This window comes from Kitasatospora sp. NPDC050463 (genome assembly GCF_040655255.1).
In the GTDB taxonomy this organism is placed as follows: domain Bacteria; phylum Actinomycetota; class Actinomycetes; order Streptomycetales; family Streptomycetaceae; genus Kitasatospora.
Map to the genome: position 1 here is coordinate 23,059 of NZ_JBFAJO010000044.1, position 24,837 is coordinate 47,895.

22 protein-coding genes and 1 riboswitch are annotated in these 24,837 nt (G+C 73.7%); of the genes, 11 read left to right on the forward strand and 11 right to left on the reverse strand.

The window, feature by feature from the left end; all coding sequences use genetic code 11:
* Positions 1-100: 100 nt before the first annotated feature.
* The 5 genes from AB0J08_RS25740 to AB0J08_RS25760 form a co-directional block, all read right to left on the reverse strand.
* A complete protein-coding gene (locus AB0J08_RS25740) occupies positions 101-1,375 on the reverse strand; it encodes an MFS transporter (protein WP_360638809.1) in 1,275 nt (424 codons plus the stop codon).
* A 160-nt stretch (positions 1,376-1,535) separates the two neighbouring features.
* Complete coding sequence (locus AB0J08_RS25745) at positions 1,536-2,237, reverse strand: alpha/beta fold hydrolase (RefSeq protein WP_360638812.1); 702 nt, start codon at positions 2,235-2,237, stop codon at positions 1,536-1,538.
* Positions 2,238-2,380: 143 nt separating this feature from the next.
* Positions 2,381-3,793, reverse strand: a complete 1,413-nt coding sequence (locus AB0J08_RS25750) for a sugar porter family MFS transporter (RefSeq protein WP_360638815.1) — start codon at positions 3,791-3,793, stop codon at positions 2,381-2,383.
* Between the two features lie 125 nt (positions 3,794-3,918).
* On the reverse strand, positions 3,919-4,542 hold the full coding sequence (locus tag AB0J08_RS25755) for an FMN-binding negative transcriptional regulator (RefSeq protein ID WP_360638818.1): 624 nt from the start codon (positions 4,540-4,542) through the stop codon (positions 3,919-3,921).
* 13 nt (positions 4,543-4,555) lie between these two features.
* Positions 4,556-5,218 (reverse strand): pyridoxamine 5'-phosphate oxidase family protein, encoded by a 663-nt coding sequence (locus tag AB0J08_RS25760; RefSeq protein WP_360638821.1) that lies wholly within the window; start codon positions 5,216-5,218, stop codon positions 4,556-4,558.
* 34 nt (positions 5,219-5,252) lie between these two features.
* On the opposite strand from AB0J08_RS25760, the gene AB0J08_RS25765 reads away from it, so the two are divergent.
* Both AB0J08_RS25765 and AB0J08_RS25770 read left to right on the forward strand, forming a co-directional pair.
* Positions 5,253-6,590, forward strand: coding sequence for an aminotransferase class I/II-fold pyridoxal phosphate-dependent enzyme (locus AB0J08_RS25765; RefSeq protein WP_360638824.1), 1,338 nt, complete (start codon positions 5,253-5,255; stop codon positions 6,588-6,590).
* 156 nt (positions 6,591-6,746) lie between these two features.
* Positions 6,747-7,943 (forward strand): GDSL-type esterase/lipase family protein, encoded by a 1,197-nt coding sequence (locus tag AB0J08_RS25770; protein WP_360638827.1) that lies wholly within the window; start codon positions 6,747-6,749, stop codon positions 7,941-7,943.
* A gap of 55 nt (positions 7,944-7,998) precedes the next feature.
* On the opposite strand, the gene AB0J08_RS25775 is transcribed toward AB0J08_RS25770, so the two are convergent.
* Positions 7,999-9,357: an NAD(P)/FAD-dependent oxidoreductase gene (locus AB0J08_RS25775; protein WP_360638830.1), complete on the reverse strand. Its 1,359-nt coding sequence runs from the start codon at positions 9,355-9,357 to the stop codon at positions 7,999-8,001.
* A gap of 170 nt (positions 9,358-9,527) precedes the next feature.
* Here AB0J08_RS25775 and AB0J08_RS25780 point away from each other — a divergent pair, with 170 nt between their 5' ends.
* The 4 genes from AB0J08_RS25780 to purB all read left to right on the forward strand — a co-directional run bounded on the left by AB0J08_RS25780 (position 9,528) and on the right by purB (position 12,775).
* Positions 9,528-10,283: a HipA family kinase gene (locus tag AB0J08_RS25780; RefSeq protein ID WP_360638833.1), complete on the forward strand. Its 756-nt coding sequence runs from the start codon at positions 9,528-9,530 to the stop codon at positions 10,281-10,283.
* Positions 10,280-10,696, forward strand: a complete 417-nt coding sequence (locus AB0J08_RS25785) for a DUF3037 domain-containing protein (RefSeq protein WP_360638836.1) — start codon at positions 10,280-10,282, stop codon at positions 10,694-10,696. Before AB0J08_RS25780 ends, AB0J08_RS25785 begins: the two co-directional genes overlap by 4 nt.
* A 91-nt stretch (positions 10,697-10,787) precedes the next feature.
* Positions 10,788-11,243, forward strand: a complete 456-nt coding sequence (locus AB0J08_RS25790) for a MarR family transcriptional regulator (protein ID WP_360638839.1) — start codon at positions 10,788-10,790, stop codon at positions 11,241-11,243.
* Positions 11,244-11,344: 101 nt separating this feature from the next.
* Positions 11,345-12,775: an adenylosuccinate lyase gene (gene purB / locus AB0J08_RS25795; protein WP_360638842.1), complete on the forward strand. Its 1,431-nt coding sequence runs from the start codon at positions 11,345-11,347 to the stop codon at positions 12,773-12,775.
* Positions 12,776-12,782: 7 nt separating this feature from the next.
* On the opposite strand, the gene AB0J08_RS25800 is transcribed toward purB, so the two are convergent.
* On the reverse strand, positions 12,783-14,324 hold the full coding sequence (locus AB0J08_RS25800; protein WP_360638844.1) for an MFS transporter: 1,542 nt from the start codon (positions 14,322-14,324) through the stop codon (positions 12,783-12,785).
* A 310-nt stretch (positions 14,325-14,634) separates the two neighbouring features.
* Positions 14,635-14,795: riboswitch (cyclic di-AMP (ydaO/yuaA leader) on the forward strand.
* Between the two features lie 4 nt (positions 14,796-14,799).
* On the opposite strand from AB0J08_RS25800, the gene AB0J08_RS25805 reads away from it, so the two are divergent.
* The gene (locus tag AB0J08_RS25805; RefSeq protein ID WP_360638847.1) at positions 14,800-15,822 is read left to right on the forward strand and encodes a LysM peptidoglycan-binding domain-containing M23 family metallopeptidase; all 1,023 of its coding nucleotides are present in this window, start codon (positions 14,800-14,802) and stop codon (positions 15,820-15,822) included.
* A gap of 404 nt (positions 15,823-16,226) precedes the next feature.
* Here AB0J08_RS25805 and AB0J08_RS25810 read toward each other — a convergent pair whose 3' ends face one another.
* Complete coding sequence (locus AB0J08_RS25810) at positions 16,227-16,946, reverse strand: DUF2470 domain-containing protein (protein ID WP_360638850.1); 720 nt, start codon at positions 16,944-16,946, stop codon at positions 16,227-16,229.
* Between the two features lie 224 nt (positions 16,947-17,170).
* Here AB0J08_RS25810 and AB0J08_RS25815 point away from each other — a divergent pair, with 224 nt between their 5' ends.
* Complete coding sequence (locus AB0J08_RS25815; RefSeq protein ID WP_360638853.1) at positions 17,171-18,385, forward strand: MFS transporter; 1,215 nt, start codon at positions 17,171-17,173, stop codon at positions 18,383-18,385.
* 61 nt (positions 18,386-18,446) lie between these two features.
* Here AB0J08_RS25815 and AB0J08_RS25820 read toward each other — a convergent pair whose 3' ends face one another.
* The 3 genes from AB0J08_RS25820 to AB0J08_RS25830 form a co-directional block, all read right to left on the reverse strand.
* Entirely contained in the window at positions 18,447-18,854 is a 408-nt protein-coding gene (locus AB0J08_RS25820) for a RidA family protein (protein ID WP_360638856.1), read from the reverse strand.
* A 142-nt stretch (positions 18,855-18,996) separates the two neighbouring features.
* Entirely contained in the window at positions 18,997-19,740 is a 744-nt protein-coding gene (locus AB0J08_RS25825; RefSeq protein ID WP_360638859.1) for an IclR family transcriptional regulator, read from the reverse strand.
* Positions 19,737-21,047 (reverse strand): sugar kinase, encoded by a 1,311-nt coding sequence (locus tag AB0J08_RS25830; RefSeq protein ID WP_360638861.1) that lies wholly within the window; start codon positions 21,045-21,047, stop codon positions 19,737-19,739. The genes AB0J08_RS25825 and AB0J08_RS25830 overlap by 4 nt, the downstream gene beginning before the upstream one ends.
* A gap of 123 nt (positions 21,048-21,170) precedes the next feature.
* On the opposite strand from AB0J08_RS25830, the gene AB0J08_RS25835 reads away from it, so the two are divergent.
* From AB0J08_RS25835 to AB0J08_RS25845, 3 genes are read left to right on the forward strand one after another with little or no spacing between them, the layout of a single operon-like run.
* Positions 21,171-22,475 carry an alanine racemase gene (locus AB0J08_RS25835; protein WP_360638864.1) on the forward strand — a complete coding sequence of 435 codons (1,305 nt, stop codon included), beginning with the start codon at positions 21,171-21,173 and terminating at the stop codon, positions 22,473-22,475.
* Entirely contained in the window at positions 22,475-24,097 is a 1,623-nt protein-coding gene (locus tag AB0J08_RS25840; protein ID WP_360638868.1) for a D-aminoacylase, read from the forward strand. Before AB0J08_RS25835 ends, AB0J08_RS25840 begins: the two co-directional genes overlap by 1 nt.
* Positions 24,094-24,744, forward strand: coding sequence for a bifunctional 4-hydroxy-2-oxoglutarate aldolase/2-dehydro-3-deoxy-phosphogluconate aldolase (locus tag AB0J08_RS25845; protein WP_360638871.1), 651 nt, complete (start codon positions 24,094-24,096; stop codon positions 24,742-24,744). Before AB0J08_RS25840 ends, AB0J08_RS25845 begins: the two co-directional genes overlap by 4 nt.
* The last annotated feature ends 93 nt before the right edge of the window (positions 24,745-24,837 follow it).

The following is a 24,837-nucleotide window of genomic DNA, read 5'->3' on the forward strand; positions in this document are numbered from 1 at the left end:
CAACTCAGACGTCGTTTCACCTGATCGGACGAGCAGCGCCCGCCGGTGGTTGCCCATCGGAGGGCGCACGCGGGGGCGCATACGGGGGCGCACGGGCCGCTCAGCGGACGGGAACGGGCTCGTCGAGCTGCGGCGCGGGGGCGGCGGGGCGTCGGGAGAGCCGGCGGACCTGCGGCTCCAGCAGGACGACGGCGCTGAGCAGCAGGCAGAGCGCCGCGCAGGCCCAGAGCGCGCCGGAGAGGCCCAGCGCAGCCGCGGCCGGGCCGGCCAGCGCGGTGCCGACCGGAGCCAGCGAGAGCGAGCCGAGGTGGTCGTACGCGGAGACCCGGGAGAACATTCCGACGGGGATCTCCTGCTGCAGGGCGACCATCCAGTTGACGCCGAAGACGGTGACCCCGGCGCCGGACAGGAACATCGCCGCGACCAGCACCGGCAGCGGTGCCGCCAGCGCGAGGGCCAGCGCCGGCACGCCGAAGAGGAAGACGCCCCAGTTGCCGACCAGCAGGATCCGGCGTGGCTGCCAGCGGACCATCACGAGCCCGGTCGCCACCAGGCCGATGCCGTGCGCGGCGAGCGCCAGGCCCCAGTCCCGCGCGCCGCCCAGCCGCTGCTCGGCGACGATCGGCCCGTACACGGCGTCCACGGCGGTGATGCAGGCCATCAGCACGGCGAACTGGAGCACGATCACCCAGAGCCAGCGGCGGGAGGTGAACTCCTGCCAGCCCTCGCGCAGGTCGCGCAGCATGCCGCCGCCGGCCTCGGCGGGGGCGGCGGCTTCGGCTTCCAGGAAGAAGCGCAGTGCGGCGGCGACCAGGAAGCACGCGGCGTCCACCGCGAGCACCCAGCCCGGGCCGACGGCGGCGGTGAGAGCGCCGCCGAGTGCCATGCCGCCGATCTGGGCGGAGTTGAGTGCCAGCCGGAAGACCGAGAAGGCCCGGCCGGCGTGTTCGGCCGCCACGCTCTGCATGATCATGCCCTCGGACGCGGGGGCGTAGAAGGCGTGACCGGCGCCGCCGGCCGCCGAGAGCAGCATCAACTGCCAGAGCTGCGCCTGTCCGGCCAGAACCAGTGCGGCCAGTACGGCCTGGGAGACGGCGCTGAACAGGTTGGCGGCGACCATGACGTGGTGGCGCGGCAGACGGTCGGCGAGCGCGCCGCCGATCATCAGCAGCAGGACGACCGGGACCAGCCGGGCCGCGGTGACGTAGCCGACCTCGGCGGTGGATCCGCCGCTCTCCATGACCGCGAAGGCGGTGGCGATCGGGGCGCCGGCGTTGCCGAGGCCGCTGACGACGGTGGCGGCGGTCTGGATGCGGAAGTTGCGGCCGGCCCAGGGGAGGCGGCGTCGGCGCGGGGGTGGGGGTTGGCTCTGCACCCGGAGACTATGCCGGGGGCGGTGTCAGCTGTCCAGCGGCTTTTCAGGGCTTACGGCGGCGGCCGGGGGCGAGGCGCCGCCGAGCCGGCCCCACTGGCCGGGCGGGCCCCGTCAGCCGGGTGGTCCGTCAGCCGGGGGCCCCGTCCGTCGGGCGGCCCTGTCAGCCGAGGTGGCCCCAGAGGAAGCTGAGGGTGCGCCGCCAAGCCGTCCTGGCCTGGAGCCGGTCGTAGGTGCCGAGCAGGTTCTCGTCGTTCATGAAGGCGTGCCCGGCCGGATAGAAGTGGATCTCGGGCCGGACGTCGGTGGCCTCGCCGATCCGGATCGCCGCCTCGTCGACGGCGGCCATCGGGATCGAGCGGTCGTGCTCGGCGTAGTGCCCCAGGACGTGCGCGGTGAGGCCCCGGTAGTCGAAGTCCGGGTCGGGCGGCAGCCCGTAGAACGGGACCACGGCGGCCACCCGGTCGCCCTCGGCGGCCGCCAGCTGCAGCGCGAAGCCGCCGCCCATGCAGAATCCGACCACGCCGACCGCGTCACCGACCACGCCGTCCAGGCCGAGCAGGTACCCGACCGCGCCGCGCAGGTCCACCACGGCCCGCTCGACCGGGAGTTCGCGCTTCAGCCGGGCCGCCTCGGCGCTGTCGTGGGTGGTCGCGCCGCCGAAGAGGTCCGGCGCGAGGACGGTGAAGCCCTCGGCTGCGAAGCGGTCCGCCATCGCGGCCACGTGGGAGGTGAGCCCCCACCACTCCTGGACCACCACCAGACCGGGGCCGACGCCCTGGGGAGGGCGGGCCAGGTAGCCGTGCGCCTCGCGGCCGTTGCTCGGGAAGGTGACGTTCTGCCGGGAGCCGCCCTGCTCAGGCATGGCTTCCTCTCGGTGGGGACGGGCCGCGCGCGGTGCGGCGGGGCTGGGGGAGGTGCGGTGCCGGCGGGTTCCCGGGGCCGGTCCGCCGTGGCGGCCCGCTGTGGGTGCGGGCGGCGTGGCGTGGTGCGGCGTGGTGGGCCGGATCAGCCCATCTCCTCCAGTGCACGGCCCTTGGTCTCCTTGATGCAGAAGGCCACGAAGGGGATCGAGAGCAGCGCGAAGAAGGCGTAGACGACGTACGTCGCCGACAGGTTCCAGTCGGAGAGGTCGGGGAAGGTGACGGTGATCGCCCAGTTGGCGAGCCACTGGGCCGAGGCGGCGACCGAGAGGGCGAGTGCCCGGATCCGGTTGGGGAACATCTCGCCGAGCAGGACCCAGACCACCACGCCCCAGGAGAAGGCGAAGCAGAACACGAAGACGTGCGCGGCGACCAGTGCGACGGTGGCGTAGGAGTCGTCCAGGGTGGCGGTGTCGCCGGTGCCCTGCCGGTAGGAGAACGCCCAGGCGGCGGTGGCCAGGGCCACCGCCATACCGGCCGAGCCGGCCAGTGCGAGCGGCTTGCGGCCGATCCGGTCGACCAGTGCCATCGCGACCACCGTGCCGACCACGTTGACGATCGAGGTGGAGAGGCTGATCAGCAGGGAGTTGGACTCGTTGATGCCGACGGACTGCCAGAGGAAGGAGGAGTAGTAGAAGATCACGTTGATGCCGACGAACTGCTGGAACACCGAGGCGCCGATGCCGATCCAGACGATCGGCAGCAGCCCGAAGCGGCCGCCCAGCAGGTCCTTCGTCCGGGGCTTGTGGGCGGACTCCAGCACCGCGCGGATCTCGGCGACCCGGGTGTCGAGGTCCGCCCCCGAGCCCTCCACCTCCAGCAGCACCTTTCGGGCCTGCGCCTCGCGGTGGTCGGCGATCAGGTAGCGGGGCGACTCCGGGATGGTCAGGGCCATCAGCCCGTAGACGAGGGCCGGGACGGTCTCGACGCCGAGCATCCACTGCCAGGCCTGGATGCCGCCGAGGTGGCCGACGGACTCGCCGCCGGCGGCCTGGTTGAGCGCCCAGTTGACGAGTTGGGAGACGGTGATGCCGAGCACGATCGCCATCTGCTGGAAGGACGCCAGCCGGCCGCGGTACGCGGTGGGCGCGACCTCGGCGATGTAGGTCGGGGCGATCACCGAGGCGATGCCGATCGCGACACCGCCCACCACGCGCCAGGTGGCCAGCACCTGGATGCTCGGCGGGAACATCGAGCCGATGCCGCTGACCGCGAAGAGCGTGGCGGCCAGCAGCATGGTGCGCACCCGGCCGAAGTGGTCGGCGAGGCGGCCGGCGGCCACCGCGCCGCCCGCCGAGCCGAGCAGCGCGATGGCCACCACGAAGGCGGTCTCGCCGTTGCCCACCGCGAAGTGCTGCTGGATGCCGGTCACCGCGCCGTTGATCACCGCGCTGTCGTAGCCGAACAGGAAGCCGCCCATCGCGGCGGCCGCCGAGATGAAGACGACGCGCCCGAGGTGCGCCTCGCCGGCGACCGGACGGGATGTGCCTGTGGACACGCACGCTCCCCGAGTGGACGGGCCCGCCGGCACGGCCGAGTGGGCAGGATTCGTCACACATTCGATCAGCAGCGTCCCGGCTTCGCCCGAATACGAGCCGATCGGGTGACTTGGCGTCAGCGCGGCTACCCCGTGCGCCGCGCGTTACGCCGCAGGAGCTGGGTGCGGACGGCGGCGTCCAGGCCCTGGCCGCGCTCGGCCAGCCGGTCGGCGACGGCCTGCTGCTCCGCGACGGCCTTCTTGTCGTCGTACTTGAACTTGGCACGCACCGTGCGGACCGTGAGCCGCAGCCCGCGCACCCCCGACAGGAGCCGGCCGAACGGCTCCTCGCCGGGGACGACCCGGGTGGCCGGGGTCTCCGGCTGGAAGTGCGCCAGCTGGCGGTTGAGGATCGCCGCCTTGCCGGCCGCGTCCTCGACGATCTCGGCCGTGCAGGCGAACTGGACGGAGGCGTAGTAGCTGGTGGGCGTACCCGGCTCGCCGCGCCAGTGGCCGGGGGCGAAGGCGTAGTCGTCGGTGACCGCGAGGGTGACCTCGGGGTCGGCCCGGACGGCGGCGAACAGCGGATTGGGCTTGGCGAGGTGCAGCAGCACCTCGCCCCGCTCGACGTCCAGCAGGAAGTGGGTGGGGACCAGGACGGGCCCCTGGCCGGGTGGGCCGTTGGCGGCGAGCAGGCCGAAGTCGCGGCCCTGCGCGAGCCAGGCGCGCCACTCGGGCTCGTCACCGCGGTCCCAGGACCTGATCAGCATCGGCGGGCCGCCGTCAGCCGGTGAGGCCGCGCAGGTGCGCGGGGAGCGGCACGGTGGTGGAGGCGTCCGGCACGGGGGCGCCGTACACCGTGGACACCGGTACCAGGCCGGCCCAGTACGGGAGGTCGAGGTCCGCTTCGTCGTCGTCGGCGTCGTCGGCACGGGTCTTGGCGGAGACCTCGTCCAGGTCGAGCCGGACGACGGCGGTGGCGGCCAGCTCCTTGGCGTTGGCCGGACGGACCTCGGCGGAGCGGCCGGGGACGGTCTGGTCGACCAGTGCGTCCAGCGCGACCGACAGCTCCGCGGGGTCGGTGACCTGGTGGGCCGTGCCGTGGGCGACCACCGAGCGGAAGTTGATCGAGTGGTTGAACGCGGACTTGGTCAGCACCAGGGCGTCGACCAGGGTGACGGTGACGCAGACCGGCAGGCCCTGGTCGCCCTTGGCGCCGCGCAGTGGCCGGCTGCCGGTGGAGCCGTGGATGTAGAGGCGGTCGCCGACGCGGGCGAAGATGGTCGGCAGCACGACGGGGGCGCCGTCGGCGACGAAGCCCAGGTGGCAGAGGTAGGTGCTGTCGAGGATCGCGTGGATCGTGTCCTGCTCCCACGTCGCGCGGTCCTTGTAGCGGGTCGGGGTGGTACGCGGGGTGCGGGCGTAGGACACGGCGCCGTCTGACATGACAACCTCTATGTACTAGTGCATAATCTCTTTTGTGCTAGGAGACTATCCGATCAAGGGGCGGCGCGCCAGCGAAATCGCGGCCGACGTCGAGCAGGGCGTCAGCAGCGGACGGCTCCCGCCGGGCACCGCGCTGCCCCCGCTGCGCGACCTGGCCGCCGAACTCGGCGTCAACCCCAACACCGTCGCCGCCGCCTACCGCCTGCTCCGCGACCGGGGGGTGATCGAGACCGCCGGCCGCAAGGGCAGCCGCATCCGCCCGCGGCCGGCGCTCACCCCGCGCGACGAGATCCGGGTGCCCGTCCCGCCGCAGGCCCGCGACCTCGCCAACGGCAACCCCGACCCGGCGCTGCTCCCCGACCTCACCCCGGCCCTGGCCGCCGCGGCCGAGGCCGCCCGCCGCGACCCGGTGCTCTACGGACGCCCGTCGGCCGACCCCGGCCTGCTGGCCCTCGCCGGCGCGGGCTTCCGCGCCGACGGCCTGCCCGACGCGCCGATCGCCATCGCCTCCGGCTCGCTCGACACCATCGAGCGGATCCTCGCCACCAGGCTGCGCCCCGGTGACGCCGTCGCCGTCGAGGATCCGGGATGGGGCAGCCTGATGGACCTGCTGCCGGCCCTCGGCCTGCGGGCCGCCCCCGTCCGGCTGGACGACGAGGGCCCGCTGCCGGACGCGCTCGCCGGGGCGCTGACGGCCGGCGCTCGCGCGGTGGTCGTCACCAGCCGCGCGCAGAACCCGACCGGAGCGGCGGTCACCGCCGACCGGGCGGCCGCCCTGCGCGCGGTGCTGGCCGGCCATCCCGGGGTGCTGCTGATCGAGGACGACCACGGTCACGGCATGGTCGACCAGCCGTTCCACTCGCTGGTCGGAGCCGGGCCCGAGCACTGGGTGGTGGTGCGCTCGGCGGCCAAGGCGTACGGGCCGGACCTGCGGCTCTCCTTCGCGGTCGGGGATCCGGACACCATCGGGCGGGTGCAGGGGCGGCAGCGGCTCGGGGCCGGCTGGGTCAGCCATCTGCTCCAGTGCGCCGTCGCCGAGCTGTGGCGCACCGACGCGGCGCCGGTCGCGCGGGTGGCGGCGGCCTACCGGGTGCGGCGGGACGCCCTGCTCGGGGAGTTGGCCGCCCGCGGCATCGAGGCGCACGGCGCGAGCGGGCTGAACGTCTGGGTGCCCGTCCCGGACGAGACGACCGTGCTCGCCGCGCTGGTGCAGCGCGGCTGGGTCGTCGCGCCGGGTGCGCGGTTCCGCCTGCAGTCGGCGCCTGGCCTGCGGATCACCGTCTCCCAGCTGGACCCGGCCGACGCACGGCGGCTGGCCGACGATCTGGCGGCCGTACTGGGAACGGGCGGTCCGGTGTCCCGACTGATCTGAACCGGTCGGTAACAGAGCGAGAAACCTGGTGCAGATACCTAGCGGTAACAACCGCGAGCATGTCATCTTCATCGCGCCACCGGCCGGCGGCCCACCCTCACCTCCGCGTCTCCCCGCCCCCACTCAGCGGGCGAGACCGACCGCAGGAGTTCCGCCGTGCCCGAAAACCGTTCGAGCATCACACGCAGAACCGCCGGCCTCACCCGGCGGCTGCTCGCCGCCGCCCTCGCCCTCCCGCTCGGTGCGGCCGGGCTGATCGCCGGCGGCGCCGCACCGGCCGCGGCCGCCACCGCCGCACCGAGCGGGCCGACCGCCAGTGTCACCCTGGGGGACAGCTACATCTCCGGCGAGGCCGGCCGCTGGAAGGGCAACTCCGTCGTCACCGGCGCCAGCCGGGCCGGCACCGACCGGGCCTGGACCGGCAGTGCCTACGACCCGAGTCGGATCTACGGCGCGACCTACGCGAGCGGGTGCGACCGCTCGGACGTCGCCGAGGTGCGCAGCGCCCCGACCGTGGCGCAGACCCAGATCAACCTGGCCTGCTCCGGGGCCGTCGCCGCCAACGTCTACCGGGCCGCCAACGGCGGTCAGCCGTTCAAGGGCGAGGCCCCGCAGGCCGACCAGCTCGCCACGGTGGCGAGTCAGTACGACGTCAAGCTGATCACGCTCTCGATCGGCGGCAACGACCTCGGCTTCGGCGACGTGATCAGCACCTGCGTCCAGGACTACCTGATCTGGTACTCCTACTGTCACGACGACCAGCAGGGCGAGATCGACGCCCGGATGCCCGCCGCGATGGCCGGTGTCGGCAAGGCGCTGGACGAGATCCGGGCCGTGATGTCGAGCGCCGGCCACGCGGCGGGCGACTACCGGATCGTGCTGCAGTCCTACCCCTCGCCGATCCCGCGCGGGGCCGAGATGCGCTACCCGGAGAGCGGCTGGAGCCGGTCCGACACCGGCGGCTGCCCGTTCTGGAACGGCGACGCCGACTGGGCGCGGGACTCGCTGGTGCCGCAGATCTCGCGGGCGCTGGCGGGTGTCGCCGCCTCGAAGGGCGTGCAGTTCCTGGATCTGGCGGACATGCTGCAGGGACGCGAGGTCTGCTCCAAGGCGACCCGGCAGGCGAGTTCGACCAGCGCGCCGTCCGCCACCACCAGTGAGTGGGCGCGGTTCGTCGACGGTGGGCTCAGCGCCTCGCAGGGCACGCTGCAGGAGTCGATGCACCCCAACTACTACGGCCAGCAGGCCCTCGGGCAGTGCCTGACCCTGCTGTACGCGCGGCCGAGCGGCAACTTCGGCTGCCGCAACACGGCCGGGCAGGACGCGAGCGGGATGTACCTGACCGCGCGGTGACGCACGGCGCGGCCGGCCCCCGATCCGTCCGGGAGCGGGGGCCGGCCGTGGCGCGTCAGCCCTTGGCGAGCAGGGCCTGGGCGTGTGCTCGGACCTGATCCTTCGTCAGATAGGCGTCGGTGTACTCGAAGTCACGCAGCCGGGCGGGCTGGCGGGCCAGGAATCCGGTCCGGACGAAGTCGTCGCCGGCGGTGGCGTTGAGCAGCCAGTTGGCGCCGACCCGGAACTTGGCGGCGTTCGTGCGCATCGCCATCAGGTGGTAGCCGCGGGCGACCACCTGGGCGGGGACACCGCGCAGCTCGACGCCGATCGGCTTGGAGACCGCGTCCTTGCCGCCGAGGTCCACCACCAGGCCCAGGTCCTTGTGGTAGTAGGGCTCCAGCGGCTGGTTGCGCAGCGCGGCGATCACGTTGTTCGCCACCGCCCGGCCCTGGCGGGCGGAGTGCTGGGCGGTGGGCGGGCAGACCGCGCCGTCGCCCTTGGCGAGGTCGGGGACGGCGGCGGCGTCGCCGAGCGCGAAGACGCCCTCGAACTGGGGCACCCGCATCTCGGCGGTGACCGCGACCCGGCCGCGGACCGTCTCGGCGTCCAGGGTGCCGATCAGCGGGCTGGCCGCGACGCCGGCCGTCCAGATCAGCGTCCGGGAGGGGAGCACCCGACCGTCGGTGAACTTGACCGACTCGGCGCCGACTTCGGCCACCGAGACGCCCAGCGAGACCTCGATGCCGCGCTCGCGCAGCACCTCCAGCGCGGCGGTGCCGAGCGCGTCGCCGAGTTCCGGCATCAGCTTCGGGGCGATGTCGATCAGGTGCCACTTGATCTGCCGGGCGTCCAGCCGCGGGTAGCGGCGGGCGGCGGCGGTGGTCAGGCGCTGGAGGCAGGCGGCCGTCTCGGTGCCCGCGTAGCCGCCGCCGACCACCACGAACTGGAGCCGGGACTCGCGCTCCCGCTGGTCCAGGGTGGCCGACGCGAGGTCGAGTTGGGCGATGACGTGGTCGCGGACGTAGGTCGCCTCGGCGAGCGTCTTCATGCCGCGCGCGTAGTCGGTCAGGCCCGGGATGTCGAAGGTGCGGGTCACACTGCCGGGGGCGAGCACCAGGTAGTCGTACTTCTGCGCGACCACCTCGTCGGTGATCTTGCGGACCACGCAGACCTTCGAGCGCGGGTCGACGCCGATCGCGCCACCGGGGACGATGTGGGTGCGGCGCAGGGTCCGGCGGAGCGAGACCGCGACCGACTGCGGGGTCAGCACCCCGGCCGCCACGTGCGGGAGCAGCGGAAGATAGAGCTGATAGCTGAACGGCGTGACCAGCGAGATCTCCGCCTCCGAGGGCGCGAGCTTGCGTTCGAGGCGGCGAGCGCACTCCAGTCCGGCGAAGCCACCGCCCACGATCAGGATCCGAGGTCGTTCCATCGTTCATCCCTTACAGTGCAGTTCGTACCGTCAAGGTCCCCACTACTGTCCGCCACACTCGCACGGAGCAGCGGGCGCTGCCACCGGGACGGCGCGGATGGCGCAGACGCGCGCGGCGGGGAACGACGCGCGGCGCCCGGTCCGTGCATATGCCCGATAGGCTGTCCGGCGTGCTCCCCGAGGTGACGGCGGTCCGTTATGTGACGCCACTGCGAGAAGGCGGCTCGATGCCGGGCCTGGTCGAGGCCGACGACCGGCGGCTGTACGCGCTGAAATGGGTCGGCGCGGCGCAGGGCCGCAAGGCGCTGGTGGCGGAGGTGCTGGCCGGTGAGCTGGGCCGCCGGCTCGAGCTGCCGGTGCCGGAGTTGGTCACCGTGGACCTGGACCCGGTGCTGGCCCGCAGCGAACCGGACCCGCAGATCCAGGACCAGATGCGGGCCAGTGGCGGCCTTAACCTCGGCATGGCCTTCGTCAGCGGCGCGCTCAACTTCGACCCGCTCTGCTTCGAGGTGGACGCGGGGCTGGCCGGGCAGGTGCTCTGGTTCGACGCCCTGATCGGCAACGTCGACCGCTCCTGGCGCAACCCCAACCTGCTGGTGGCCACCGGCGGACTGCGGCTGATCGACCACGGTGCCAGTCTGATCTTCCATCACCACTGGGCGGGTGCGGCCGGCTGGGTCCGCCGCCCGTACGACGCCTCGGACCACGCGCTGCTGCGGGCCGAACCGGATCTGGCGGCCGCGGACAAAGCGCTCGCCCCGCTCGCCGAGGCGGCGGTGGAGGAGGCGGTGGCGCAGATCCCCGACGTCTGGCTGGTGGACGAGCCGGGCTTCGACTCGCCCGAGGCGGTGCGCGCCGCGTACCGCGCCCAGCTGACCGGGCGACTGGCCGGTCCGCGTGACTGGCTGCCGGAGGTGTCCGCATGACCGGGTCCGTACCGCCGGTGGCGCCGGCCGCCGCCGAACTGCACGACTACGAGTACGCCGTGATCCGGGCGGTGCCCAGGGTGGAGCGCGGCGAGTGCGTCAACGTCGGGGTGCTGCTGTACTGCCGGCAGAGCGCGCACCTGGGTGCGCGGACCCACCTGGACCAGGCCCGGCTGCTGGCGCTGGACCCGGTGGCGGACGTCGCCGGGGTGCGGCGGGCGCTGCACGGGATCGAGGCGGTCTGCGCGGGCGGTCCGGCCGCCGGTCCGGCGGCGGCCGACAGCCCCGGGCAGCGATTCCGCTGGCTGACGGCGCCGCGCAGCGCGATCGTCCAGCCGGGGCCGGTGCACACCGGGCTGACCGGTGACCCGGAGGCCGAGCTGCGGCGGCTCTTCGACCAGCTGGTGCTCTGAGCCGCCCCCGCGGGCGCCGAGCGATTGACCTGCGGACTTTTGCCCCGGTCAAAGCTTGAGTTGGTGAAGCACTCGGTCGTACCCTGGCCGCATGGGTTCGACAGCGACGACGACCGTACCGACCAACGCCGAGTTGATGGAGGCGTTGGCCGCCGTCGGCGCCGCCTACTTCCAGGACTTCGCGGGGGCGGCGGCCCGGCACGGCCTCTCCTCCTCCCAGGCGAAGGCGCTCGGCGCGGTGCAGGAGCCGGTGCCGATGCGCGCGCTGGCCGGCCGGCTGGGCTGCGACGCCTCCAACGTGACCGGGATCGTCGACCGGCTGGAGTCGCTCGGCCTGGCCAACCGCGAGGCGGCGGCCGGTGACCGGCGGGTCAAGATCGTGGTGATCACCGAGCAGGGCCGCGAGATCCTCGGGCTGATCCGCGGCGAGATGAGCCGCACCCACCAGGCCTTCGAGGCGATGACCGACGAGCAGCGGGTGTCGCTGCACTCGATCTGCGCGCAGGTGCTGCCGGTGCTCGCCGGCCGGTCCCCCGGCGCGGTGTAGGCGCCGGCCGGGCGGTGGGCGGGAGTGCCGCCGGGCCGGGCGACGCGTGGGGCCCGGTCCGCCGCCGTTCCCGCTGACCTCGGCTGTTAGGCTTGCGAAGCGTGAGCGCGAAGCCCCAGATCCCCAATGTCCTGGCCTCCCGGTACGCTTCGGCGACCCTGGCCCAGCTGTGGTCCCCCGAGCACAAGGTGGTCCTTGAGCGCCATCTGTGGCTCGCCGTCCTGAAGGCTCAGCAGGACCTCGGCGTCGAGGTGCCGGCCGGCGCAGTCGCCGACTACGAGCGGGTGATCGACCAGGTCGACCTCGGCTCGATCGCCGCCCGCGAGCGGGTCACCCGACACGACGTGAAGGCGCGGATCGAGGAGTTCAGCGACCTCGCCGGCCATGAGCAGATCCACAAGGGCATGACCTCCCGGGATCTGACCGAGAACGTCGAGCAGCTGCAGATCCGCCAGTCGCTGGAGCACGTCCGTGACCGCACCGTCGCCGTGCTGGTCCGCCTGGGCCGGCTCGCCGCCCAGCACTCCGAGCTGGTCATGGCCGGCCGGTCGCACAACGTCGCCGCGCAGGCCACCACCCTGGGCAAGCGCTTCGCGACCGTCGCCGACGAGCTGCTGGTCGCCTTCCGCCGACTGGAGGAGCTGATCGCCCGCTACCCGCTGCGCGGGATCAAGGGCCCGGTCGGCACCGCCCAGGACATGCTGGACCTGCTCGGTGGGGACACCGAGAAGATCGCCGAGCTGGAGCGCCGGGTGGCCGGTCACCTCGGCTTCGACAACGTGCTCACCAGCGTCGGCCAGGTCTACCCGCGCTCGCTGGACTTCGAGGTGCTCACCGCACTCGTCCAGCTCTCGGCCGCGCCGTCCAGCCTGGCCAAGACGATCCGCCTGATGGCCGGCCACGAGCTGGTCACCGAGGGGTTCAAGGAGGGCCAGGTCGGCTCCTCCGCGATGCCGCACAAGATGAACACCCGCTCCTGCGAGCGCGTCAACGGCCTGGCCGTCATCCTGCGCGGCTACGCCTCGATGACCGCCGAGCTGGGCGGCGACCAGTGGAACGAGGGCGACGTCTCCTGCTCGGTGGTGCGCCGGGTCGCGCTGCCGGACGCCTTCTTCGCCTTCGACGGTCTGCTGGAGACCTTCCTGACCGTCCTCGACGAGTTCGGCGCCTTCCCTGCCGTGATCGAGGCCGAGCTGGACCGCTACCTGCCGTTCCTGGCCACCACCAAGGTGCTGATGGGCGCGGTGCGCGCGGGCGTCGGCCGGGAGACCGGGCACGAGGTCATCAAGGAGCACGCCGTCGCCTCGGCGCTGGCGATGCGGGCCGGCGGGCGGGAGAACGAGCTGCTGGACCGGCTGGCCGCCGACCAGCGGATCCCGCTGGACCGGGCCGCGCTGGACGCGCTGTTGGCCGACCGGCTCTCCTTCACCGGTGCGGCCGGCGCCCAGGTCGCCGAGCTGGTCCGCCTGATCGAGGCTGTCGCGGCCGCCTACCCGGAGGCCGCCAAGTACGCCCCGGGCGACATCCTCTGACGTTTCATCAGGCCTCCGTGGGCCCCGCCGCCGATTCGGTGGCGGGGCCTTCGCCGTGCCGGGCGCCGACATGGCCCGGGTCCAGTGGAGGGGCGTTGGTGCCGCAGGCGTAGCGGCAGTCCGGCTCCGCGACCGGGTGGTCCTCGGGCGCCAGGACGTTGCCCCGGACGGTGGTGAACGCGGTCACGCCGCCGGCGGCCAGCAGCCCGGCGCAGATCAGCATCGCGACGTGGAAGGCGGAGTCCACCGAGGCGGGCACCTGGTAGGCCTCGCCGCTGAGTCCGGCCAGCGCGGGCAGGGCGGCCACCGCGAGCAGCCCGGCCGCGCGGGCGGCGGCGTTGTTGACGCCGCTGGCGATCCCGGCGTGGCGGACCTCCACGGCCGCGAGCACCGTCGCGGTCAGCGGCGCGACCAGCAGGACCATCCCGCAGCCCATCACGGTGACGGCCGGCAGGACGTCCGTCCAGTAGGAGGCGTCCGGGCCGATCCGCAGCATCAGCAGCACACCCGTCGCGCAGACCAGCGGCCCCACGGTGAGCGGGATCCGCGGGCCGATCCGCTTGCCGAGCCGGCCGGCCCGGGCGGACAGCGCGAGCATCAGCACGGTGATCGGCACCAGGGCCAGCCCGGAGACCAGCGGCGAGAAGCCCGAGACGATCTGCAACTGCACGACCAGCAGGAAGAACACGCCACTGAACGCCGCGTAGACGCAGAGGGTGACCAGGTTCACCGCGGTGAACAGGCGGGAGGAGAAGAGGCCCAGCGGCAGCATCGGCTCCTCGACGCGGCGCTCGACCACGACGAAGGCCGCGCCTAGCAGCAGACCGGCCGCGCCGGCCACCCAGACCTCGGGGGAGAGCCCGGATCCCGCGGCCGTCAGCGCATAGGTGACCGAGCCCAGGGCCAGTGCGGCCAGCGCCGCGCCGAGGATGTCGAACCGGCCTGTCGCGCTCTCGTCCCGGCTCTCCGGGACGTGCCGGGAAGCCACCGCGATCACCAGGACAGCGAGCGGGACGTTCAGCAGGAAGATCCACCGCCAGCCGGGACCGTCCACCAGCCAGCCGCCGAGGAACGGGCCGATCGCGGCCGACACCCCGCCGAGGCCGGACCAGAGGCCGACCGCCGCCGAGCGGTCGTCCGGGTGGAACACGGCCTGGAGCATCGCGAGCGAGCCCGGGGTGAGCAGCGCCCCGCCGATGCCCTGCACCGCGCGGGCGGCGACCAGCACCTCGATGGTGGGTGCCGCGGCGCACGCCGCCGAGGCGGCGGCGAACCAGAGCACGCCGATCAGGAAGACGCGGCGCCGGCCGTAGCGGTCGCCGAGTGCGCCGCCGAGCAGGATGAGGCCGGCCAGGGTGAGCAGATAGGCGTTGAGCGTCCACTGCAGGGCGGCGAGCGGGGCGCCGAGATCGGTGCCGATCCGGGGCAGGGCGACGTTGACCACGGTGCCGTCGAGCATCGCCATGCTGGAGCCGAGCACCGTCGCCAGCAGTACCCAGCGGCCCTGCGCGGTGCCCAGGCGCAGGGTGCCGGCCTCGGAGGTGGTCACCGCCCGATCGTGCGCTCCGGGGGCCGACGTGACAAGGCTCACCGGCGGTGTGTCGGTGGATGGCTTTCCGTGAGTGACCGGCTGCGGAGGGGCACCGAAATCGGCGGAGCGTCGTGGATCAGTGGCGCGCGGTGAATCGATTGTGCACATACCGTGCAGCCGATCATTCGGAGTGTCACGGCCCTCCCGGCATTGGTTGTCGATTCAAGAGATCGACATTGCTTCACCCGGACGGATGGGTTTTAGTTCAGCGACCGCCCGGCATTGGCCCGGGTGGCCACCGGGTGGAACGCCTAGTCCTGCCGCTGCCCGGTGGTACGAACCGAACTCTGTACGGCAGGAGCGGGGGACCCAAAGGTAAGTCGCCGGACCGGAATTCACGGTCCGGCTTGGGGTGAAGCCGCGCTATGCGGCCGGGCAACTCCAGCCCGAACCCGACAGCTCACCTCGCAGGCGTCGGAGAGGACAGTTCCCCATGCCCGCACAGGCTCGTCGTATCGCCCTGCCCCGCGCCGTCCGCATCGGCATCGCCACCGCCGTGACCGGCGCCGCGTTCGCCCTTCCGCTGGTGACCACCATCAGCGCCCAGGCCCACACCGCCCCGGCCGCGAAGCCCGCGCAGACCGGTACCTGGACCGGTGCCACCAGCGTCGACGCGGCTCCGGCCGCCGCCGCGCAGCCGGCCGCCGAGGCCGCCAAGCCCGCCGCCGCTCCGGCCGAGGAGAGCTACAAGGTCGTCGGCGGGGACACCCTGTCGAAGATCGCCGACGCCAAGCAGGTCGAGGGTGGCTGGCAGGCGCTGTACGACCACAACCGCTCGGTCGTCGGTGCCAACCCGAACCTCATCTTCCCGGGTCAGAAGCTCGCGCTCGCCGGCAAGGCCGCCGCCGCTCCGGCCGCCGCCGAGGCCGCCAAGCCGGCCGCCCCCGCCGCCAAGCCGCAGGTCTCGCAGGACTCGGTGAAGCCGGCCGCCAAGCCCGCCGCCCCGAAGCCGGTCCAGGCCGCCAAGCCCGCGCAGGCCCCGGCCGCCCCCGCCGCCAAGCCGGCCGCGCCGGCCGCCACCCAGGCCCCGGCCGCCGTGGCCGCCACCTCCGGCTACGTCGCCCCCGTCGCCAACCCGAAGCTCGGCACCGCCTACGGCGTGGCCGGCTCGATGTGGGCCTCCGGCCACCACACCGGTGCCGACTTCGTCGCCTCCACCGGCACCCCGCTGCGCGCCATCGCGGCCGGCACCGTGGTCAAGGCCGGCAACGGCGGCGCCTACGGCAACGAGGTCGAGATCAAGCTCGCCGACGGCAAGTACGCCCAGTACGCGCACCTGTCCTCGATCGGCGTGACGGTCGGTCAGACCGTCACCGCCGGCCAGCAGATCGGCCTCTCCGGTGCGACCGGCAACGTGACCGGCCCGCACCTGCACTTCGAGATCCGCACCGGCTCGGAGTACGGCTCGGACATCGACCCGATCGCCTACCTGCGGGCGCACGGCGTCTCCATCTGACCTCTGGTCGGACCACCGCTGGGTGCGGGGCGAACGACCTCCCGGGATGGTCATGTCGGGTGACCGCTCGACCGGGTGATCGCCGCACCACCAGTGGATCATGGGCGCGGGACACGCCCAGGCCGGCCCGGCTCGCGAATATCCTTCGTGAGCCGGGCCGGCCGCTTTCGTTTTCCGTACCCGGTTCTCCTCGGCTTTTGCCCCCCCCGGTACGGAATGGTGTGACGGCTGACCCGCTGTCACGTCCGGGGGTTCTTTCCGGGTTTCCGGTGTCGGCGGGACGGGCGGGCTTCCCGGTGATTTCCTCCCCGAATGCGACCGGCCCGTCCGGGACCGGACGAGCCGCCAATTCTGTCGGCCGATTCCTGTGGCGGGGTTCGGCGACGGAGTCGTCCGATGCCCGGTCAGGACCGGTGGGCGGGCTGGCCGCTGTCGGCGGCGGTCAGCAGTTGGTGCACGCGGTGGCCGAACTCGTCCGCGTCGCGGGCCGGCTCGGGGAAGACCAGGCGGACGTCGCGGTGGCCGTGGGGGTGGTCCAGGCGGAGCACCAGGCCGTACCGGTCGAGGGCGAGCGGGCGGATGTCGGGGTGTCCGGCCAGCAGCTCCCGGTCCAGCAGTCTGGCCAGCAGCGCGAGGGCGTCCGGGTGGTCGTCGGCGAGGTGGGTGAGCATCGCGGCCTCGAAGCGGGCGAGCGGGTCGGGCGCGGCGAGGGAGAGGTCGGCGCCGGTGAGGGCGGTGGTGCCGTACGGGGTGGAGAGGACGGCGTGCGCGACGTCGAGCCGCAGGTGGACGCTGAGACCGTCGTCGGCGAGGTGGGCCAGGTGGAGCCGGCCGGCCAGCGTGAGGCGACCGCGGACGCGGTCGCGGACGGCGACCGGGGCGATGTCGGTGAGGTCCAGGACGACGGCGAGGCCGTCCTGTTCGCGGCTGACGGCGAGCGTGAGCGGCGCGTCGAGCGGGGCGCCCAAGCGCAGCCGGGAGCCGTGCACCGACACCGGGGTGTCCAGGTCGTGGTGCTCGCCGTAGGCGCGGATCACCACCGAGGAGGTGGCGCTGAGCAGGCTGCAGACCCGTTCGGCGGCGGTGGGTTCGGGCGCCTCGGCGTCGACGGGGCTGGGGCTCATGGCGGACCTCCGATAGTTAGGTGAGCCTAACCTAATCATTTCGCGAGGGGAGGACAAGGCGCAGTGGCTCGGGTGGTGGCGGCTCGGGGTGGTGGCGGGAGCGATGGCCCGCGGGGTTGCGGATGGAGATAGTGAGCGCTTGCAAGTATCCGGCGCGCGGTCGTATTGTCGACGCTGGTAGTTGCACATGCAATCGTCTGTACGTTCTGGAAAGCGGTCCCCTCATGCCCCTCGCGCTCCTGGCGCTGGCGATCAGCGCCTTCGGCATCGGCACCACCGAGTTCGTGATCATGGGCCTGCTGCCCGAGGTCGCCGGCGAATTCTCGGTGTCCATCCCCACCGCCGGCCTGCTCATCTCCGGCTACGCACTCGGCGTCGTGATCGGCGGCCCGCTGCTCACCGTCCTCGGCACCCGGATCCCCCGCAAGGGGATGCTGCTGATGCTGATGGGCCTGTTCATCGCCGGCAACCTGGTCTCCGCCGTCGCGCCCGCCTTCGGGCTGCTGCTGGTCGGCCGGGTGCTCGCGGCCTTCGCGCACGGCGCCTTCTTCGGCATCGGCTCGGTGGTCGCCGCGGGCCTCGTCGCCCCGCACAAGCGGGCCGGCGCCATCGCCCTGATGTTCACCGGACTCACCGCGGCCAACGTGCTCGGCGTCCCGATGGGCACCCTGCTCGGCCAGCACTTCGGCTGGCGCTCCACCTTCTACGTGGTCGCGGCGCTCGGCGCGATCGGCTTCGCCGGCATCGCGGCACTGGTGCCGGTCCAGCCGCGCGCCGAGGACACCCGGCTCGGCCCGGAACTGGCCGTCTTCCGCAAGCCGCAGATCTGGCTCGCGCTGAGCATGACGGTGCTCGGCTGGGGCGGCATCTTCGCGATGTTCACCTACATCACGCCGATGATGACCGAGATGGCGGGCTTCGCCCCCTCCAGTGTGACCTGGCTGCTCTTCCTCTTCGGCGTCGGCCTGTTCGTCGGCAACCTGCTCGGCGGCTGGTTCGCCGACCGGGCGCTGATGCGCAGCCTGTACGTGATCCTGGCGGTGCTGGCGGTGCTGCTCTTCGCCTTCACCCTCGCCTCGCACAGCAGGGTCGGCTCGATCGTCGCCATCCCGCTGATCGGGGTGTTCGGCTTCGCGACCGTCGCGCCGCTGCAGAAGCGGGTGATGGACCAGGCCGCCGGCGCGCCCACGCTGGCCTCGGCCGCCAACATCGCGGCCTTCAACCTGGGCAACGCGCTCGCCGCCTGGCTCGGCGGGCTGGTGATCTCGTCCGGGCTCGGCTACGACGCGCCGAACTGGGTGGGCGGGCTGATGGCCGCCCTCGCCCTCGGTGTCGCGCTGCTCTCCGGCGCGCTCGACCGGCGGGCCGGCGGCGCCGGAGGCACGGTCGTGGCGCGCGGCGGTGCCGCCGTCGAGCAGGTGGTCACCGCCGGGCGGTGACCACGCGGTGCGAAGGGGCCCGGACTCCGGTCCGGGCCCCTTCGCACCGTCGGGCGGCCGGTCAGCCGATCACGGCCTGCGCGTCGATCTCGACCAGCATCGGCTCCTGCGGCAGCTCGACGAAGATCGTGGTGCGGCAGGGCTTCACCCCGCCCGGCTCGACGTTCTCCTCGATGAAGGCGGCGTAGACCTCGTTCATCAGCGGGAAGTCGGCCCGCTTGGTCAGGTAGACGCGGAACATCACCACGTCCTCGATGGTGGCGCCGCCGGCCTCCACGATCGCCTTGACGTTCTCCAGCGTCCGCCGGGTCTGCGCCTTCACGTCGCCGTGGTACAGGTACTCGCCGGTGGCCGGGTCCTGCGGGCCCTGGCCGGAGACCTGCAGGATGGGGCCCTTGCGGACGCCCTGGGAGAACATCCAGGCCGGGGCGGGGGCGCCGTCGGTGCGGATCTCGGTCTTGTCGCTCATGGGCTTCCTCGGTTGGTGGGGCGGGTCGGCTGGTCAGGAGGGTCGGGGCGGGTCGGCCGGTTCGGTGGGTCGGCCGGTCAGGTGGGGCAGCGTGGGTCGGCCGGTTCGGTGGGGCAGCGGCCGGTTCGGTCGGGCAGCCGGGTCAGGGGGCCTGTCCGCAGTCGGCGGAGACGGCGCGGGTGGTCGCGAGCAACTGGGGCAGCAGCTCCAGCACCTGCTCGTAGGGGAGGACGACGTCGGGGACGGAGATCGAGGCGGCGGCGACGACGCGTCCGCTGGCGTCCCGGATCGGCGCGGCCACGCAGTTGATGAAGGCCTCGTGCTCGGCGTGGTCCTGGGCCCAGCCCTGGACCGCCACCTTCTCCAGCTCGGTGAGCAGTGCCTCGGGGGTGGTCAGGGTGCGGGCGGTGTGCGGGGTGAAGTCGATGCCGGCCACCACCCGGCGCCGCTCGGGCAGCGGCAGGTCGGCGAGCAGCACCTTGGAGACGGCGGCGCTGTGCAGGGCCGCCCGCAGGCCGATCCGCGAGTACATCCTGACCGGGTGGCGCGAGTCGTACTTGTCGATGTAGACCACCTCGCCGCCCTCGTAGGCGGCCAGATGGACGGTCTGGCCGGTGGCGGCGTTCAGCTCGGCCAGGTGCGGGGCGGCGATCCGGCGGACGCCGCGCTGCTCCAGGGCGAGGCCGGAGAGCGCGAAGAGGCCGGCGCCGAGGTGGTAGCGGTAGGCCGGGTCGCGGTAGACGAATCGTTCCTCTTCGAGGCTCTGGAGCAGCCGCAGCACCGTGGTCTTGTGCACGCCGAGCAGCTCGGCGAGCTGGTCCAGGGAGCGCTCGCCCTCGCCGAGCTCGGCGAGGATGCGCAGGGCGCGGGTGACGGTCTGGCTCATCGTGCTCCAAGGGCCGGGGAGGCGGCCGGTCGAGGGTCGGAGGCCTCGCTCCCGGTCGCCGGTCCCGGCGTCGCGGACGGGACCGGCCCGGGCGGCACCGACACGGGCAGTACGGGGGACACGATGCCACCCGCGGAGATCCGGGTGGCGGCCCAGTCCCGGGGGGAGGCGTTCAGGAGCGCGGCGACCACCGGTTCGGGCGGCAGCTCGGCCTGGTCCCCGTGGGCGGTGAGCGCGCAGGCGGCGCTGAGGTGGCCGAGCCGCAGCCGGCGGCGCTGGTCCAGGCCGCGCACGGTGGCCGCGAGGTAGCCGGCCGCGAAGGCGTCGCCCGCGCCGGTGGCTTCGACCACCTCGACGGCGAGGGCCGGCTCGGTGACGGCCGTGCCGTCCCGCTCCAGCGCGGTGACCGTCCGGGCGGCGTCCTTGACGACCACGGTGGCGGGCGAGGGGAAGCGGCGGCGCAGCGCCTGCGGGTCGCCGGTGCCGAAGGCCGCCTCGCCCTCGTCGGCGCCGAGCAGCAGCAGGTCGGCCGCGTCCAGCAGCGGGGGCAGCACGGCCGGGTCGCGGTCGTGCCAGAGCGTGGGACGCAAGTTCAGGTCGAAGCTGGTCAGCCGGCCGGGGCGGGGCTCGGCGAGCAGGACGCGCAGCAGGGCCAGGCAGTCGTCGGACAGGGCCGCGGTGATGCCGGACAGGTGCAGCAGACGGGCGCCGGCCAGTAGGCGGACGGCGGCCGGGTCGTCCAGCAGGGCGGGGGAGAGCGCGGAGGCGGCCGAGCCGCGTCGGTGGTAGTGCAGCCGGCTGCGTCCGGGACCGAGGTCGTGCCGGGCGTCGGTGGAGCCACCGACCTCTTTGAGGTAGAGGCCGGTCGGGCGGTGCGGGTCGACCGCGACCGCCGAGACGTCCACCCCGCGGGCGGCGACCTCGCCGACCAGGCGGCGGCCGAAGCCGTCGTCGCCCACCCGGCTGATCCAGGCGCTCGACACGCCGAGCGCCACCAGTGCGCCCGCCACGTTGGACTCGGCGCCGCCGACCGAGAGCCGGAAGTTCTCCACCTCCTCCAGCGGGCCGGGCCGGTCCGGCAGCAGGACCGCCATCGACTCGCCCAGGCAGACCGCCGTCGGGGCCGCGCTCGACGGACCCTCGGGCGCGGCCCGCTCCGCCGCAGCCTGGGTCGACGCGGCCTGGGCCGCCGATGCCCGGGCCGACCCGCCCCGCGCCGAGGACCTGCCCCGCGCCGCCGGGGTGCCCGCCGTCGGGCTGTCGAGCGGCGGGGTGCCCGAGCTCACGGCGGCGTCCTGTCGGGGCATATGGCGGGCTCCTCGTGTGCGGCGGATGACCGTTTCCGTTGACCTTCGTCCGGCGCCGATGCTAGAACCGTGATGCCAACATGTGCAACCCTCGTTGCACATGTTGCAACACGTAAGGAGAAGATGGTGGACCAGACCTTCGTAAGCAGTGGCACCGGGCCGGGCATCGACACCGGAGCGGTGGCGGCCCTCGCCGACGAGCTGCTCGACTGGCGCTTCAAGGCGCTGCCGCCCGCCGCCTGGGGATCGACCGTGCGCGACTACCTCGCCACCGGGCCCACCCTCGCCGGGTTCGGCACCCCGCTGCTCACCCTGGACGCCGCCGCGCTCGACCACAACGTGCGGACGATGGCCGACTGGTGCGCCAAGGCGGGTGTCGCACTCGCCCCGCACGGCAAGACGACGATGGCGCCCGCGCTCTGGCAGGCGCAGCTGGACGCCGGCAGCCACGGCATCACCCTGGCCAACCTGCCGCAGGTCCAGGTGGCGCGGGCGTTCGGCGTCCGGCGGATCCTGCTGGCCAACACCCTGCTCGACCCGGCCGGGCTCGGCTGGCTCGCCGCCGAGCTGGCCGCCGACCCGTCGTTCGCCTTCGTCTCCTGGGTGGACTCCACGGAGAGCGTCCGGTTGATGGACGAGGCCCTGCGCGCGGCCGGCGCCGGACGGCCGGTCGAGGTACTGGTCGAACTCGGCGGCCCCGGCGGGCGCACCGGTGCGCGCGGCGTCGACGCCGCCGTGGAGGTCGCCGCCGCGGTCCTGCGCGCCCCGACGCTGCGGCTGGCGGGGATCGGCGGCTACGAGGGGGCGCTGGCCCACGACGCGACCGCCGACGGCCTGGCCACCGTCCGCGGCTACCTGCGGGCACTCGCCGAGCTGCACGGCCGACTCGCCGGTGCCTATGCCGACGGAGCCCCGCCGGTGGTCACGGCCGGCGGAAGCGCCTACTTCGACCTGGTGGTCGAGGAACTGGCCGGTCTGCCGGAGGCCGCCGTGGTGCTGCGCTCGGGCGCCTACATCGCCCACGACGACGGCTTCTACCGGGGGATCTCGCCGCTGGTCCGGGGTGCCGGTCCGGCGCCCTTCCGCAGCGCCCTGCACGGCTGGGCGCGGGTGGTCTCCCGGCCGGAGCCGCAGCTGGCCCTGCTGGACGCCGGCAAGCGCGACCTGCCCTTCGACGAGGGCCTGCCGGAGCCGCAACTCGTCCGGGGCGGAGCTGAGCTGACCGGCACGGCGGCCCGGATCACCGCGCTCAACGACCAGCATGCCTTCCTGCGCGACGCGGGCGACCTCGCGCCGGTCGGCGCGGTGCTCCGCCTCGGGGTCTCCCACCCGTGCACCGCCTTCGACAAGTGGACGCTGCTCCCGGTGCTGGACGACGCCACCGCCGCGGACCCGAAGGTCACCGGACTGGTCAGGACGTTCTTCTGATGGATGATCAGCCCCCGCGCGGCGACCTCGTCTTCAAGGGGGCCACCGTCGTCGACGGCACCGGCGCCGACCGGTACCGGGCCGACGTGCGGATCGGGCGGGGGTGGATCACCGAGCTCGGTCACGGCCTCGGTGCCGCCCGCGAGGTGGATGCCGACGGGCTGGTCCTGGCCCCCGGCTTCATCGACATGCACGCCCACTCCGACCTCGCCCTGCTGCTCGAACCCGACCACCCCGCCAAGGTCACCCAGGGCGTCACCTGCGAAGTCCTCGGCCAGGACGGGCTCTCGTACGCGCCGGTGGACGACACCACGCTGCCGGCGCTGCGCCGCCAGATCGCCGGCTGGAACGGCGACCCGGAGGACTTCGACTGGGACTGGCGCACCGTCGGCGGGTACCTGGACCGGCTGGATCGGACCGGCCCCGCCGTCAACGCCTGCTACCTGGTCCCGCACGGTTCGCTGCGGATGCTCGCGATGGGCTGGGAGAACCGCGCGCCGAGCGCCACCGAACTGCACCGGATGCGCGAACTGCTGGCCCAGGGCCTCGGCGAGGGCGCGGTCGGCCTCTCCAGCGGCCTGACCTACACGCCCGGGATGTACGCCGACACCGCCGAACTGGTCGCGCTCTGCCGGGTGGTCGCCGAGTACGGCGGCTTCCACGCACCGCACCAACGCTCCTACGGTGCGGGCGCGTTGGAGGGCTACGCGGAGATGGTGGAGATCGCCCGCCTGGCCGGCTGCCCGGTGCACCTCACCCACGCCACCATGAACTTCGGCGTCAACCAGGGGCGGGCCGGCGAACTGCTCGACCTCGTCGACCGGGCGCTGGCCGACGGCATCGACCTCACCCTGGACAGCTACCCCTACCTGCCCGGCTCCACCACACTGGCCGCCCTGCTGCCCGGCTGGGCCACCGAGGGCGGTCCGCAGGCCACCCTGGCCCGGCTCGGTGACGCGGCCGCGTGCGAGCGGATCCGGTACGAGGTGGAGGAGAAGGGCAGCGACGGCTGCCACGGGGTGGTGACCGACTGGGCGACCATCCAGCTCTCCGGCGTCCGGAACCCGGAACTGGCGGGGGCGGTCGGCCGGACCGTCGCCGAACTCGCCGTCGAGCGGGGCCGCGGCGGGACGGAGGTCTTCCTCGACCTGCTGCGCCGGGACGAGTTGGCCACCACCATCCTCCAGCACGTCGGCCACGAGGAGAACGTCCGGGCGATCATGCGGCACCGGGCGCACACCGTCGGCAGTGACGGTCTGCTCGTCGGAGCCCGGCCGCATCCGCGCGCCTGGGGTACGTTCCCCCGCTATCTCGCTCACTACGGACGGGAGTTGGGTGTACTCACGTTGGAACAGGTGATCGCCCGGATGACCGGCCGCCCGGCCGCCCGGCTGCGACTGGACCGGCGCGGCCGGATCGCTCCCGGATTCCACGCCGACCTGGTGCTCTTCGACCCCGAACGCGTCCAGGACGCCGCCACCTTCGAGCAGCCCCGGCGGCCCGCCGCCGGAATCGAGCACGTCTACGTCAACGGCACCGCCGTCGTCCAGCACGGCCGTACCACGGGCGCCCGGCCCGGGCGAGCCCTGCGCCGAACCGATCGAGGAACCCGAGCCCTGTGAACCCCACGCCTTCCGTGTTCGCCCGCCTTCAGGCCGTGCTGGCCGCCTCGCCCGTGATCGCCGTCGTCCGCGCTCCCCGGATACCGGACGCCGCCGCCCTCTGCGCCGCGCTCGCCGAGGGCGGCATCAACCTGACCGAATTCACGTACACCACCCCGGAGGTGGCGACCCATCTGCGTCGCGCGGCACGGAAGGGCTGGCGGGTCGGGATCGGTACCGTGCTGACCGCGGAGCAGGCCGAGGAGGCGATCGCCGCCGACGCCTCGTTCCTGGTCACCCCCGGGCTCCGGCCGGAGGTGGCACGGGCCGCACACGCCGCCCGGGTGCCGGTCGTGCTCGGCGCGCTCACGCCCACCGAGGTCGCCCGGGCCGTCGACCTCGGTGCCGCCGCCGTCAAGATCTTCCCGGCCCGGGCGTTCGGGCCCGGCTACTTCAAGGACCTGCGCGGCCCCTATCCGGACGTCCCGCTGCTCGCCTCCGGCGGCGTCAACGCGGGCAACGCCGCGGAGTTCCTCGCGCAGGGCGCGCTCGCGGTCTGCGCGGGAACGGACGTGGTGGCGCCGGACGTCGTCGCGGACGGTGACTGGGCCGAGATCACCCGTCGGGCCAAGGTGTTCACCCAGGCCTGCACGGCGGGCGGCCGGTAGCCGGCGGGCCCGTACGGACGGGGGCGGTGGCCGGCGCGGCCCGGGCCGGGGAGCGGGGAGGGGGAAGTGCCGGACGGGGACTGTCGGGACGGC